This window comes from Oscillospiraceae bacterium MB08-C2-2 (genome assembly GCA_035621215.1).
Lineage (GTDB): Bacteria > Bacillota > Clostridia > Oscillospirales > Ruminococcaceae > WRAV01.
Genome location: CP141729.1, coordinates 294,183 through 307,676, shown reverse-complemented (window position 1 = coordinate 307,676; position 13,494 = coordinate 294,183). Strand labels below are relative to the sequence as shown.

Annotated in this window: 13 protein-coding genes; 2 read left to right on the top strand and 11 right to left on the bottom strand. The window is 50.5% G+C overall.

Features of this window, described 5'->3' with window-relative positions; genetic code table 11:
- Positions 1–280 precede the first annotated feature (280 nt).
- From gdhA to U6B65_01235, 10 genes are all read right to left on the bottom strand, one after another.
- Positions 281–1,633 (bottom strand): NADP-specific glutamate dehydrogenase, encoded by a 1,353-nt coding sequence (gene gdhA, locus U6B65_01280; GenBank protein ID WRS27790.1) that lies wholly within the window; start codon positions 1,631–1,633, stop codon positions 281–283.
- A 298-nt stretch (positions 1,634–1,931) separates the two neighbouring features.
- Positions 1,932–2,651, bottom strand: coding sequence for a hypothetical protein (locus U6B65_01275; protein ID WRS27789.1), 720 nt, complete (start codon positions 2,649–2,651; stop codon positions 1,932–1,934).
- A 415-nt stretch (positions 2,652–3,066) separates the two neighbouring features.
- Entirely contained in the window at positions 3,067–4,659 is a 1,593-nt protein-coding gene (locus U6B65_01270) for a hypothetical protein (protein WRS27788.1), read from the bottom strand.
- 90 nt (positions 4,660–4,749) lie between these two features.
- A complete protein-coding gene (locus U6B65_01265; GenBank protein ID WRS27787.1) occupies positions 4,750–6,018 on the bottom strand; it encodes a hypothetical protein in 1,269 nt (422 codons plus the stop codon).
- Positions 6,015–6,905 carry a diadenylate cyclase CdaA gene (cdaA, locus tag U6B65_01260; GenBank protein ID WRS27786.1) on the bottom strand — a complete coding sequence of 297 codons (891 nt, stop codon included), beginning with the start codon at positions 6,903–6,905 and terminating at the stop codon, positions 6,015–6,017. The genes U6B65_01265 and cdaA overlap by 4 nt, the downstream gene beginning before the upstream one ends.
- 93 nt (positions 6,906–6,998) lie before the next feature.
- Positions 6,999–8,138: an aminotransferase class V-fold PLP-dependent enzyme gene (locus U6B65_01255; protein WRS27785.1), complete on the bottom strand. Its 1,140-nt coding sequence runs from the start codon at positions 8,136–8,138 to the stop codon at positions 6,999–7,001.
- A gap of 307 nt (positions 8,139–8,445) precedes the next feature.
- Positions 8,446–8,670 (bottom strand): putative Se/S carrier-like protein, encoded by a 225-nt coding sequence (locus tag U6B65_01250; GenBank protein ID WRS27784.1) that lies wholly within the window; start codon positions 8,668–8,670, stop codon positions 8,446–8,448.
- Between the two features lie 396 nt (positions 8,671–9,066).
- Positions 9,067–9,567: a 2-C-methyl-D-erythritol 2,4-cyclodiphosphate synthase gene (ispF, locus tag U6B65_01245; GenBank protein ID WRS28890.1), complete on the bottom strand. Its 501-nt coding sequence runs from the start codon at positions 9,565–9,567 to the stop codon at positions 9,067–9,069.
- The gene (gene ispD / locus U6B65_01240; GenBank protein ID WRS27783.1) at positions 9,564–10,301 is read right to left on the bottom strand and encodes a 2-C-methyl-D-erythritol 4-phosphate cytidylyltransferase; all 738 of its coding nucleotides are present in this window, start codon (positions 10,299–10,301) and stop codon (positions 9,564–9,566) included. The genes ispF and ispD overlap by 4 nt, the downstream gene beginning before the upstream one ends.
- A 129-nt stretch (positions 10,302–10,430) precedes the next feature.
- Positions 10,431–11,210: a polysaccharide deacetylase family protein gene (locus U6B65_01235; GenBank protein WRS27782.1), complete on the bottom strand. Its 780-nt coding sequence runs from the start codon at positions 11,208–11,210 to the stop codon at positions 10,431–10,433.
- Positions 11,211–11,436: 226 nt separating this feature from the next.
- On the opposite strand from U6B65_01235, the gene U6B65_01230 reads away from it, so the two are divergent.
- On the top strand, positions 11,437–12,132 hold the full coding sequence (locus tag U6B65_01230) for an AzlC family ABC transporter permease (protein ID WRS27781.1): 696 nt from the start codon (positions 11,437–11,439) through the stop codon (positions 12,130–12,132).
- On the top strand, positions 12,129–12,458 hold the full coding sequence (locus tag U6B65_01225) for a branched-chain amino acid transporter permease (protein WRS27780.1): 330 nt from the start codon (positions 12,129–12,131) through the stop codon (positions 12,456–12,458). Before U6B65_01230 ends, U6B65_01225 begins: the two co-directional genes overlap by 4 nt.
- A gap of 96 nt (positions 12,459–12,554) precedes the next feature.
- Here the strand turns inward: U6B65_01225 and udp are convergent, their stop codons facing one another.
- Positions 12,555–13,322, bottom strand: a complete 768-nt coding sequence (gene udp, locus U6B65_01220) for a uridine phosphorylase (GenBank protein ID WRS27779.1) — start codon at positions 13,320–13,322, stop codon at positions 12,555–12,557.
- Between the last annotated feature and the right edge of the window lie 172 nt (positions 13,323–13,494).

Genomic DNA, 13,494 nt, shown 5'->3' with positions numbered 1-13,494 from the left:
TGGTACATATTACCAAGTAATATTCTGGCGATCAGAATAAGTTTGACCGCAAATTTTAATTTTGATTGCATTAATTAGGAATATCATCGCCTTTTAGGCGCATTCTACCCGTCACCATATAAAAACTGAAACTCTTTCACTGATAAGCTCTAAAAAAAGAACTTCTTTGATTGGTAATTACCAGTCAAAGAAGTTCTCTCTTTTATTCAATATAGGCCAACGCGCCTTAATCAAGCCTTAAAGGATTAAAAGCTATTGAAAGGCCTTGTATAACAATGCCTTAATACGCAATACCCTGCCACAGCATGGCCTTAGCCACAGTCAGGAATCCGGCAATGTTGGCACCAGCCACCAGATTGCCCTCACAGCCATATTCCTTGGCTGCATTATAAGCATTGTGGAAGATGGAAACCATGATATCTTTCAGCTTGGCATCCACCTCTTCAAAGCTCCAGCGCATACGCTGGGAGTTCTGAGCCATTTCCAAACCGCTGGTGGCTACACCGCCAGCATTGGCTGCCTTTGCAGGGGCAAACAGAACACCATGTTCCTGAAAATATTCTACAGCTTCAGGAGTGCTGGGCATGTTGGCGCCTTCAGCAACAGCAATAACACCGTTGGAGACCAGCAGCTTTGCACCTTCCAGATCCAGCTCGTTCTGGGTTGCGCTGGGCAGTGCGATATCGCAGGGGACGCTCCAGATATTGCGGCAGCCTTCTTTATATTCGGAATTGGGAACACGCTTGACATACTCGGAGATGCGGGCATGCTCAACTTCTTTAAGCTGCTTCATGACCTCCAAATCAATGCCGGCCGGATCGTATATGTAGCCGCAGGAATCGGACATGGCCACAACAGTACCGCCCAGATCGGTGGCTTTTTCAGCCGCATAGATGGCAACGTTGCCGGAACCGGAAATGACCAAGGTCTTGCCGTTGACAGAATCCTTTTTCATACAGCCGAGCATTTCTTCTGTCAGATAAAGGAGACCATAGCCGGTGGCCTCTGTGCGAACCAAGGAACCGCCGCAAAGAAGGTTTTTACCGGTCAAAACACCGGTGAATTCGTTGCGCAGGCGCTTATACTGGCCATACATAAAGCCAATCTCACGGCCGCCCACACCAATATCACCAGCGGGAACATCGGTATCAGCGCCAATATGCCGGGAAAGCTCGGTCATAAAGCTCTGGCAGAAGCGCATGATTTCCATATCCGATTTACCCTTGGGGTCAAAATCGGAGCCGCCCTTACCACCGCCCATGGCAAGGCCGGTGAGGCTATTTTTAAAGGTTTGTTCAAAGCCGAGGAATTTAATGACAGAGGCATTTACTGAGGGATGCAAGCGCAGGCCGCCTTTGTAAGGTCCAATGGCGGAATTAAACTGAACACGGAAGCCCCGGTTCACCTGAACCTTACCGGCATCATCCACCCAAGGAACCCGGAACTGGATAAAGCGCTCAGGCTCTACCATACGCTGAACCACACCCATTTCCATAAATTCAGGGTGCAGATCGATTACCGGCTCCAAAGATTCAAGAACCTCCTGAACAGCCTGTAAAAATTCCGGTTCGCCGCTGTTTCGTGCGCAAACCACTTCATAAACCTCTTGCAGCTGCTTGTTTTTAAACTGCATTCATACTCCTCCAAACCGTTTTGCATTCTTTGTGCATGATCAATAGTATACTCCAATAAATTGCAACATTTCAATAGATTTGTTGCAATTTTGGTTATCAAAGTATATTTTTTTATCTGAGCCCCCTATTTTTAGTAAAAAAAACGGCGCTTTTCTCATTTTATCTCTATTTTACTCTTGTTTACTTAATAATATAAACAATAGAGCCCCACCATAATGATGGAGGCTCCATTGTTTCTTTCAGAAATTCGGAAAAGTATGTGATTTTCCGCCAAGCCACTTCAGCGGATTCTAGGATTTAAAGGGTGGCTTTTATTCCCAGCGCAAAGGCATTGACTTGAAGCGACACCCATTCCATATACTCGGCGGGGGATTTGTTTGCAGGCATCCGCAGGGTCAAATGCCAATCCGCCCCCAGTGCCGACTGATCAACAATCTTTTTTGCCATGGCCTCATAGGGGGTCGAAAGCCTTTCCGGCATAAAAGAGATGGATACAACGTGTTTGATCCCCTGCATCCTCAAAGGATAGAGAGGACAGCCATGTAAGATACTGTAATCACATAAACGATAACCTATGAAACGATAATAACCCAAACCTTCCACCTGACTGATGGACGCACTGAAGGCATCATACAGCTCCTGCAGAGGGTAGGTCATAACGGTTTGAGAGCTGAGCACAAAATCATTGGTAAAGGTAACTGTTTTTTGATCTGCCATATTGACAGAATTGATAGCTAAGGGAATTTTTCTGGTCTGGGGGCTGTTTTGGATTCGTTGGGAAAGATTATAAATGGCTGTATCCATTCCATCAGTCCGGATATCAGCCATAAAGCTATCCATGGCCTGCCTGTAGATTTCTTCTTCACAGCCCAAAGCAAACATAGCCCCCGACATGGAGGCAACTCCGCTGGAAGAAACCATCTCAATTTCAAAGCCCTGGTTTTCTATCTCCTGCAACGCGCTGTATGCGGCAACACCACCGATGTCACAGCCCGATAATGCGACACCGATTTTCACTCTGATCAACACATCCTTTTCATATGGAAAACCGCCGGAGGATTGCCCTCCTCTGCGGCTCGGATGGACCCTGGGCACCCGGCGGGATATATGTCTTTGAAAACAAACACATTGTTTTCAAGTTTGGCTACTATAGTGAGCAGATATATCCGTTCCATAAGCTCTGCCTCAAAACGCTTGGCGGTTTTGTTGGAGAGCTCGGTGAGGTTCAGAACCATTCGTATTATCAGTATACGCGCCCAGCAAGGGATGTGTGCCGAGGAAAAGGCATGGCCCGGCCGGTGACCGGTGCAGAATGCACCGGCTCCGGCGATGCCGTAAGCATCGCCGCTCAAGCGCCTTTGGCGCTGTGAGACCGGCCGGGCCAGCTGGAAATACAGCTCTCAACCAATTCAGACCACAAAGCTACGTGCTGCTAATCCAGCGGGGCATAAAGTGCCAACACCGCCTGCGCTCCCCGCAGACCATCCACGGCCGCACTGACAATGCCTCCCGCATAGCCTGCACCCTCCCCTAAGGGATACAGCCCCTCTATGCCCGGGGCCTGCAAATTTTCGCCTCGAGGAATCCGCACCGGCGAGGAAGTTCGGGTTTCCACCCCTGTGAGCACCGCATCGTCTCTTCCAAAACCGGGGAGCCTTCGGTTGAATCGGAGCAGTCCCTGCCGCAGTCGGTCAGCCAAAGTCTTACCCAGCACCTTTTGCAGATCGGCCGGTGCTGTCCCACTGGCATAGGTAGGCGCAATATCCTTTAGCTCCGCCCCGGGCCTGCCCGCCAAAAAGCGCCCCACAGTCTGAATCGGTGCCGCAAAAGTACCGCCGCCTGCCGCAAAAGCCGTCCGCTCCAGCCCCTGCTGAAACGCCATGCCGCCTAAAGGCTCGCCGCCCCAATCCGCCGGGGATACCGATGCCACCAACGCCGCATTGGAATTCACTCCATCCCGGGCATAGTAGCTCATACCATTGGTTACCACGCCCCCCTGCTCAGAGGCGGCAGGCACCACAAGCCCGCCGGGGCACATGCAGAAGGTATAAACCCCCGCCTCCCCTTCCCGGTGGGAAAGCTGATATTCTCCTTTGGGCAAAGCAGGGTGCCCGGCATATTCCCCATACAGGCCCCTGTCTATATCGGCTTGAAGCTGTTCAATGCGTACCCCCACCGAAAAGGCCTTAGGCTCAACGGAAACACCACGGTCATGGAGTGCCTTGATGGTATCCCGGGCGCTGTGACCAATAGCCAGCAGCACCGTCTGTGCCGGTATTTCACCCCGGCTGGTCACAACGCCGCAGAACCTGCCGCCAGCCAGCTTTAAATCCAACAGCTGTGTCTCAAAGTGGAAGGTTCCGCCCAGACGGATAATTTCTTCCCGAATGGCTATAACAACCTTGCGCAGGCGGTCGGTTCCCACATGGGGCTTTGCCTGAAAGAGAATTTCTTCCGGTGCTCCATGCGCCACCAGCTCCTCCAAAATATAGCGGCACCGTGGGTCACTGATGCGGGTGGTCAGCTTGCCGTCGGAAAAGGTGCCCGCACCTCCCTCACCAAACTGTACATTGGTGGAATCATTCAGCAGGCCGGTTTCCCAAAAGGCCTTGACTGCCTGTGTGCGCTGCTGCATATCCCCGCCCCGTTCCAAAATTACAGGGCGAAAACCGTTTCGTGCCAGCAGAAGCGCCGCAAACATACCAGCCGGGCCAAAGCCCACCACAACCGGTGGATACTCCAACGGCTTGTCTCCAAAAACGACCGACAGCTTTTCTTCTTTTTGCAGGGTAACCTGGGGAGAATCAAGGCTTTGTACCAGTGCTTGTTCGTTTTGTTTTAACCCCACAGCCGCCGTGCAGACAAAAAAGGGCTTGCCCTTGCGCCGGGCATCCACAGCCTTCTTCACCAGATGAAAGCTTTCTATTTGCTCGGGCCTGATTCCCAGCCGTTTGGAGGCTTTCCCTTTTAAGGTTTCAGCGTTTTCCTCCAGCTCGAGGCGCAGCCCGGATACCAATATCGCCATTTGTATACATCCTTTCAACATAGTGGCGGCGCCTCCCAACATGGGCTGCGCCGCCGCTGTATATCCTCATATCCTGTAAAAGCCTATACTTTACTTCTCAGTAACCTGTATCACAGCGCTTTGATCTCCCACTGCCCAGACAAGGCCCTTAGAAGGGACACTAACATTGACCGGCACCTTATATTGCCCAGTGGTAACGGTACGCTGGGAAAAATCGATCTCTGCCACAATATCTCCGGCTGATAAATTCCGCAGAACCTCCGGGTCTCCCACAAACTTTACATTGTAGATATAAGTGGAAACCAGCTTAATATCAAAGTTGTTGGGGATATTCACCATCTTGATGTCGGTGATGTTGAAATAGGATTCGCTGAAATCCTCCAGATCAAAGGTCACCGTTACGCTGTTGATGTTATCCAAATTGACAAACTGGGTAGAAGGCATCTCCAGATCAAAAGTATAGCTTGCTCGATCCAAATCCAGATACTTCATATCAATATAACCCAACCGGATTTCAGAAAGAGCATCAATAATACCGGCAGGGCCAGCCAACTCAACAATCTCATCCGAAAGTGTGGGAGAAAGCTCCTCCAGCGGGAATCCGGAAGGCACATTCAGATATTCCACCACCAGCGGCATTTCTTTGTATTTCAATACAGGGATCACCAGCTGGGATTCCGAATGGTTGATGGTCAGGTGCTTATCATCCGAATTAATGGTGTTGCCGTTGGCATCCCAAAGCTGAATGGGCAAATCTGTCACATAAGATTTTTCCAAAGGCTCCTCAAGCTCAGCCACCACAACACATTTATCGATTTTATCCAGCTCCACCTTAGGGCCGGTGATCTCCACCTCGGCAGGATTCGCATACTGCTGCTGCTGATCCAGAATATAGCCCGGTGATACCGAAATACCGTTGATAATTTGCTCAATCTTAAACTTGCGGGTAACCAGCTGATCAAATTTGATACGGATGGTTCCGGGTGAAAACTGAACATATTCAAAGTCGCTGTCTGTGGTAACCGGCCGAACCTCCAAGTCATAGGTACCCTGCCCCACCACATCACTCATGCGGGCCGTGATGTGCAGATCCTCCGGTTTAAGTTGGCCGATTACAGAACGATCACCATAAACGGTTACATCCACTTTGGTGTCTCCGCCCTCGATCACATTCAGCCCCATGGCGCTCACCGCAGTGGATTGAATCTCCAAATCCACCGGGACACCCCGGATGGTCTGGTTGGTTTTGGTATTGTTGGTGGTAACCACCAGCAGCCAGCAAAAACAGGCGGCCAAAATGGAAAGAACAACGATGACCCGGTCATTTTCGAAAAGCTTTTTAAACGAAAAGGATTTCATTTGCTTTTCCCCTTCCAGAAAGGAAAGCGCTTTTTAGGCTGGGCGGCCGCTTCCTCCGCAGTATTTCCCAAAAGCTTGGCACGCAGCAGGCGATCCAGATTTTTCACCGAAAGCTTGCGCTGCAGCTTGGATTCAAGGGCCACCGAAATAGCGCCGGTTTCTTCCGAAACCACCACAATCACCGCATCCGAAACCTCGCTCATACCCAAAGCGGCCCGGTGGCGGGTTCCCAGCTCCCGGCTGATCTCCATATTGTTGGAAAGCGGCAGAAAGCACCCAGCCGCATAAATTCTTGTACCTCTAAAAACCATGGCGCCATCATGAAGGGGGGAATTGATGAAAAACAGGTTGCAGATCAGTTCGGTAGAAGGGTATGCATCCACCACTGTGCCGGTGTTGATAATCTCACCCAAACGTGTCTGGCGCTCAATCACCATAAGTGCGCCTGTTTTCTGGCTGGAAAGCACAGAAGCCGCCTCACAGACTACAGTAACCATGCGTTCCTGTTCTGCTCTGGCCTGCTCCGAGCTATCCCCAAAATGAGCAAGATCCCCGAGCTTTGTGCGCCCCACATGCTCCAGCGCCCGGCGCATTTCCGGCTGAAAAAGCACCACAAAAGCAATAAGCCCAACAGCCAGAATGTTCTGTATCACAAAATGCAGGGCAATCATATTTAAAAGACTGGGGCTGGAAATAAAATAAAGCAGCAAAATTGCCATAATACCTTTAACGAGCTGCATGGCCCTTGTTTCACGCACCAGCTTAAAGGCTTGAAACAGCAGATAGGCAATGACAAGTATATCAATAATATCCTTTAATTTGATGGTCTTGAGGATACTGTTGAAATTGGCTATTAAATTGCTCAGCATCGTCTGCAATTCGACCATCGGTAACGTCCTCCGTGCCGGGCATCCCCCTTGGGAGAGCCTCTTTATTAATCTATAAATACTATTGTATCACATAGAGCCGTTAATTCAATGCTAACCCGCAACTTTTTTTATAGCCATGCACAGTTTCTCGGCCTGCTCCCTTGTGTTAAAGGAGCCTATGCTGATGCGGGCTGTGCCGGTTTGGTCAGTCCCCATTTTTTGATGAGCAAGGGGTGAGCAGTGAAATCCGCCCCGCAGTGCAAAGCCCTGCTGATCCAGTTTGGCAACTGTCTCTTCGGAAGAAACACCTTCAATATTAAAGGAAATAACCGGCAGGTGCTTTCCTCTTTCAAAGGTATTGGTATATAAGAGAATATTATTCATACGGCTCAGGCGATTGAAAATGGTTTCTCCCACCGCCATCTCCTGATTGTAAATATTTTGGATGCCTTTTTGCTTTACATAACCGATCCCGGCGCCCAGCCCCAGAATCCCCATGGTGTTCACCGTTCCGCTTTCCAGCCGGTCCGGCATACTCTCCGGTTGGCTGTATTCCATGGAACGGGTGCCGGTTCCGCCTTCCATCACGGTTTCCAGCACATTGCCAAGAGGTGTAATCAAAAGCCCGGTTCCGGAAGGCCCGTAAAGGCTTTTATGTCCTGCCGTGCAGAAAAAATCGATCCCCATTTTGGTTACGTCAATTTCCGCTACACCGGCTGTCTGGGCGCCATCCACCATAAAAAGGATATCCTTTTTATGGCACAGCTGGCCCAGCTTTTCAATGGGCAGACGAATTCCAAACACGTTGGAACCGTGGGTACAGATAATGAGCCGGGTATTGGGGCGGATCCGATTTTCAAAGGCCGCCACGGTCTCTTCATCATCCTGTGCGGTGCTTGCCACCGAATAGGTGATGATCCCTCTTTCCGCAAGGGTGTGGATAGGGCGCAGAACTGAGTTGTGCTCCAGATCGGAAATGATCACATGATCTCCCTGCCGCAGCACCCCTTTGATGGCGATGTTCAATGCCTGGGTACAGTTTTGGGTGAAAACTACATCCTCTACCGCTCCCGCTCCCAAAAGCTGTGCTGCCGCTTCCCGGCTGTCATAAACCTTGATAGCGGTTTGAAGAGACATCTGATGCCCGCTGCGGCCGGGGTTGGCACCATAGCGTGTCAGAGCCTCTCCCACTGCCCTATGAACGGACTGTGGCTTCGGGAATGTGGTTGCCCCATTGTCAAAATAAATCATGGAATACTCCCTTCTGCCACAAGACACAAGGCTTATAGTTGTATAGGTTTAAAACCGCAATGCGGTTTTAAACAGCGGCAATCGCCGCTAACCGCCATGGGCGGTCTATACCGGCTTCATACTCATCCGCACGCTATGCGTGTTTGCGGGCAAAGACCGCAGCTTTAAAATTGCATAACAGTTTTGAAGCTATTATGAGTATAAAGGCCGGGGCTTTCGGCCTGCGGATGCGGCTGCCGCTTTTTGGGCCAGCGGCCTGCCAAATTCCAGATCATTCGATTCAAAAGGATTCCGCCTTTTGGCAGAATCACATCCCCATGTTTACAACTTCCACCACTCGTATACCTGCCTGCTGCAGAAGCTGAACCGCTGTGCTGGGGTCTCCCCGCAGCTCCAGCCCATATCCACAGCCATACTTGCGAATATTAACCGTATCCTTGCTCACCTTGGTTACAATACCACTTTGAGCCAGAAGCCGCTGCCCTCGAACCGCATAGGTCACCGACGTTAAATAAATAAAGTGCTTTTGCACCTGCGTCACCTCACATACTGGGAATAAAGCGAATTTGCTATTCCCCCCTAAAAAACCAATATGCCCTTATCCGCCGAAAAAGGATGCAGCCATTCCAACTCGGAGTAAAAGGCAGATTGAAAATAGCGGGGTGCCGGCGTCGAAGAATCTTCCACAGAGACTTTTCAAGGCACCGCAAAAAATAGAAAGTCGCTTTAACAGTTTATGCTGTAAGGCTTGGAGGTGTTCACTGTCTGAATATGCCTAAAAAGGCCAACAAGCAACATGGGAGCATATGCCCCCATAGCCCCTGCACTAAGCCATTCCGGCACGAAAAGTGGTATTCATACATGAAAAGGAGTTGACTCCAGAAAAATCAGGCAGTCGGAAAACAGGCTATGGCGATGTTGCTCACCTTTATCTTGCCCAATGAGGAGCAGTGCCAGACTTTTTTTCCAGCAGGCAGACACAATGAGCCGCCATGCCCTCACCTTGTCCGGTAAAGCCCATCCCCTCCTCAGTGGTAGCCTTTAAATTAATCTGCGAAGGGTCTGCTTCTAAAACAACCGCCAGCTTTGCTGTCATCTGCTCCAGATAGGGCAGCATCTTGGGCGCCTGCGCCACAATGGTGGCATCCAGATTCCCCAAAGCATAGCCTTTTTGCCGAATCAAACCAAAACAATGAGCAAGCAGCTCCATGCTGTCTGCATCCTTAAAGGCAGGGTCGCTGTCGGGGAAATGCCGCCCGATATCACCCAGAGCCAGTGCACCCAGTAGGCTGTCGCTGATGGCATGAGCCAGAACATCGGCATCGGAATGGCCGAGAAGCCCCCGCTCATAGGGGATTTCCACTCCGGCCAAAATCAGCCTGCGATCCGGTACCAGCCGGTGAACGTCGTAACCGTGCCCAATCCTTATATTCGCCATCCCGGTATCCCCTCCCTCTGCGCAAATAAGATTGCCTCGGCAACCGCCACATCCTCAGGAGTGGTAATTTTCAGGTTGGAGTAGCTGCCGGGGGTAATATACACCTGCTTGCCGGATTGCTCCACCAGCTGGCAGTCATCGGTGAAAGTATGCCCGGCCGCATCTGCCATGAAAATGGCGTGGCGGAAAAGGGCCGCCTCAAAAATCTGGGGTGTCTGCACAGCATACAAGCCGCTGCGCTGAGGCGTGGAAAGAACACGACCATCGGGGCCGCACACCTTAATGGTATCCTTGACCGGTACCCCCGCCGCTGCCCCTCCGCACTCCATAGCCTTTTCCAGACAGGCAAGAATGGTTTCCTGCTCCACCAGGGGGCGGGCTCCATCGTGAATGGCAAAATAAGCGGTATCGCCGCCTGCCGCCTCCACACCGTTTTTCACCGACTTTTGGCGGGTTTCACCCCCGCTTACAACGCTGAAAACCTTATTAAAGCCGCAATCCTGCACCATGGCATACACATCGGGAACCGCATCCTCCCGGGTGACCACCACAATCCGGGTCACCGGCTCACAGGCCTGAAACGCCGCAATGGAGCGGGAAAGCACCGGCTCTCCATCCAACTCCAGCCACTGCTTATCCACACCCTGCATCCGGGAGGAGGAGCCCGCTGAAACAATAATAGCCGTTACAATGGGGGGCTTCTCCTTCTTCAGAAAGGAAAGCATATTCTCACCATCCTTTGTATTGTTAAGATCCTGGGTGCCCCTTTCGGAAACAGCCCTTTATATCACTTAGTATAACATACAAGACTGCCCAGGGGTATACACCATATAGCAGAAAGCTGCCAAACCTTTTTACTTGGATTTTGAAACCAGAGGGCTTTGCCTGCCTGTGTAATCCACCACATAAGGCCCCTTGTGAATCAACTGGGAGACCGGAACCACCTTCAGCCCCTTCTTTTGCAGAGCGGCAATCACTTGTGGCAAGGCCTCGGGTGTGTTTTTCGCTCCCGAATGGAACAGCATAATGGAGCCGTTCCCTGCCTTATCCATAATTTTGGTTACCATTTCCTCAGGGGAGGGATTTTTCCAGTCTACACTGTCGCAATCCCACTGAATTGGATAATAACCCTCCTGCACCAGCAGTGTGATAACCTCATCGCTGTAGCTGCCGGAAGGGGTCCGAAACAGTGTGGGCCGTTCCCCTGTCAGGGCAGTAATCTTCTCCTCTGAGCGGTGAATCTGGTTTAAGATTTCCTCGGGGGTCATCTTCGCCATATCTTTGTGGTTATCGGAATGACTCCCGATTTCATGCCCGGCCTGCGCCAGTGCCTTTACCGATTCCGGGTAATCATCACACCAAGTGCCAGCCACAAAAAAGGTGGCTTTCACCTTTGCCTTTTCCAGAATATCAATCAGCTGGGGAATATCTGCGTTATCCCAAGCACAGTTGATCCCCAAGGCCACCGCTTTCTGATCCGTTTCCACGGAATAAATGGGCAACGGCTTTGAAGAAGCCTGAGTCGCAACCACCCGCCTGTATCCCCCATATATAAGGAGACCCAACTGCAAAAGCAGAGCTGCGCTTAAAATAACAGCGGCTTTTTTAAACAGCTTTTCAGAATTATATAGCATACCAGCACCCTTCCCTCTCTCCTACTATGCTACAATATATGTCCTGCTGGGGGCACAAATTCGCTCACAAAAGGCTTTTTCCGTTATAAAGAGAGGGTATAGCTACTTTTTAAGGATGTGCGACCTTGTTTTTACTGTGCAAATTCTGTATACTGTTCAGTGCTGACTGCTTGCTTCCGACAAAATGCCGGAAAAATCGACATCTTTTATTTCAGCGAGGTGAATGATGAAACACAGGGGGCTCTTAAAATATTGCTTTTCTCAAACCATACCGGTTATGACCGGCTACATATTCATGGGGATGGCTTTCGGGATTCTTCTGCAAAGCCAAGGCTATAATTTTCTATGGGCAGGATTAATGGGGATCACCGTTTATGCAGGCTCCATGCAGTTTGTGGCAGTTAACCTGCTGACCAACGCTTTCGCACCCCTGAAAACTCTATTGATCACTTTAATGGTCAATGCCCGGCACATCTTTTATGGCTTTTCCATGCTGGAGCGCTTTCGGGATACCGGCAAGCTCAAGCCCTATCTGGTCTTCTCTCTCACCGACGAGACCTTTTCCCTGCTGTATTCCACCCCGCCGCCGGAAAACGCCTCCAAGCCTCTCTTTTATTTCTACATCTCACTTTTAGACCAGCTTTATTGGATTCTGGGCTGTATATTGGGAGGATTATTGGGCTCTCAGCTTTCCTTTAACACACAGGGCATCGAATTTGTGATGACCGCTCTTTTCGCCTCCATTTTTGCCGAGCAATTTAGAGCAAAGCACAACCGCCTCCCTGCTCTCATCGGCCTTGGCGGCTCGGCTGTTTGTCTTGCTATTTTCGGGCCAGACCACTTTATACTGCCTGCCATGGTGCTGATGGTGGCTTTGCTCACCTTGGGCCGTAAGCAGGTGGAAGGGAGGAGTGCGCAATGACTCCAGCACAAGCGCTGATTACCATTTCGATTATTGCGGTGGCCACCCTATTAACAAGAGCCCTCCCTTTTTGGCTTTTTCCCGGGGACAAGCCCACCCCCAAATACATCATCTATCTTGGGAGCGCCCTGCCCTGTGCCACCATCGGGATGCTGCTGGTTTACTGTATAAAGTCGGTGCAGCCTTCTCTTTGGCCCCATGGCCTGCCGGAACTTCTGGCAATTGCCGTAACGGTGGGGATGCAGCTTTGGAAGCGAAACAGTCTCATCAGCATTGTTTCCGGCACTGTGGTATATATGGTACTGATTCAATCCGTTTTTGCCTAAAAAACCCCCATCCGCTGAGCGGATGGGGGTTTTCTTGCCAAAAAGCTATCCCCTGCAATCCTTTAAATAACGGAAGGGACAGGGGCATAAAAATTACTATTTTTTCGCTTTATCGTTCCGAATGGTAATGCGAAGAGCCTCAACAGCGGTTTTAATGGCATCCTCGGTATCCCAATAGGTATCGGTGAGCCCTGTGAGAGCTTCACGTTCCCGATTCCGGCACAGCAGAAGAACAGTGGCGGCTCTGGTACGTCTCACACCGGCAACCACAAACAGGGTAGCGCTTTCCATCTCGCTGCCAAGAGCACCGGCTTTCTTCCAAGCCTTCCATTTGGCAACCAGTTCATCTCCCACCGGCATAGAATCAGGGTCGTGCTGGCCATAATAGCTGTCCTTACACTCCACAACACCCAAGTGGCATGTATTGCCCAGCGCTTCGCCGGCCTGCCTCAGTGCACAAACCAAATCGAAGTTAGGAACTGCCGGGAATTCAATGGGAGCATATTCGCGCCCGGTTCCCTCTTTGCGGATAGCACCTGTGGGGATAATCAGGCTGCCCGGAACCGGTGCCGGGTCAACACCGCCGCATGTACCCACACGGATAAAGGTATCCGCTCCACACTTAATCAGCTCTTCCACAGCGATAGCGGCACTTGGCCCGCCGATGCCGGTGGAGGTTACCGAAACCTTTTCTCCATCCAATGTACCTGTCCACGTATTGTATTCTCTGTAAGTGGTAACGTGCTGAGCGTTATCCAGATGTGCGGCGATTTTTTCCACACGGCCGGGGTCACCCGGCAGAATAACATACCGGCCAACATCCCCAACTCCGCACTTAATATGATGCATCAATTCTTTTTCCATGCAAGCCTCAACTTTCCTTATAACAGATCATTCCTATTATAAAACATTCTACTTATTTATAACCATTATAGCAAATCAAATTCATATTACAACTTTCAAATTGAATTTTCAGTAAGTTGTAATATGAATTTGATTTTTTATTGTTAAAATTAACAACAAAAACCCCGTTGAC

Excerpts from the sequence above, each read along its gene's own strand:
- U6B65_01230 (WRS27781.1), top strand. The coding sequence starts at position 11,437 with ATGAAACACAGGGGGCTCTTAAAATATTGCTTTTCTCAAACCATACCG.
- gdhA (WRS27790.1), bottom strand. The coding sequence starts at position 1,633 with ATGCAGTTTAAAAACAAGCAGCTGCAAGAGGTTTATGAAGTGGTTTGC.
- cdaA (WRS27786.1), bottom strand. The coding sequence starts at position 6,905 with ATGGTCGAATTGCAGACGATGCTGAGCAATTTAATAGCCAATTTCAAC.
- ispD (WRS27783.1), bottom strand. The coding sequence starts at position 10,301 with ATGCTTTCCTTTCTGAAGAAGGAGAAGCCCCCCATTGTAACGGCTATT.
- U6B65_01270 (WRS27788.1), bottom strand. The coding sequence starts at position 4,659 with ATGGCGATATTGGTATCCGGGCTGCGCCTCGAGCTGGAGGAAAACGCT.
- U6B65_01255 (WRS27785.1), bottom strand. The coding sequence starts at position 8,138 with ATGATTTATTTTGACAATGGGGCAACCACATTCCCGAAGCCACAGTCC.
- U6B65_01235 (WRS27782.1), bottom strand. The coding sequence starts at position 11,210 with ATGCTATATAATTCTGAAAAGCTGTTTAAAAAAGCCGCTGTTATTTTA.
- U6B65_01265 (WRS27787.1), bottom strand. The coding sequence starts at position 6,018 with ATGAAATCCTTTTCGTTTAAAAAGCTTTTCGAAAATGACCGGGTCATC.
- U6B65_01225 (WRS27780.1), top strand. The coding sequence starts at position 12,129 with ATGACTCCAGCACAAGCGCTGATTACCATTTCGATTATTGCGGTGGCC.
- udp (WRS27779.1), bottom strand. The coding sequence starts at position 13,322 with ATGGAAAAAGAATTGATGCATCATATTAAGTGCGGAGTTGGGGATGTT.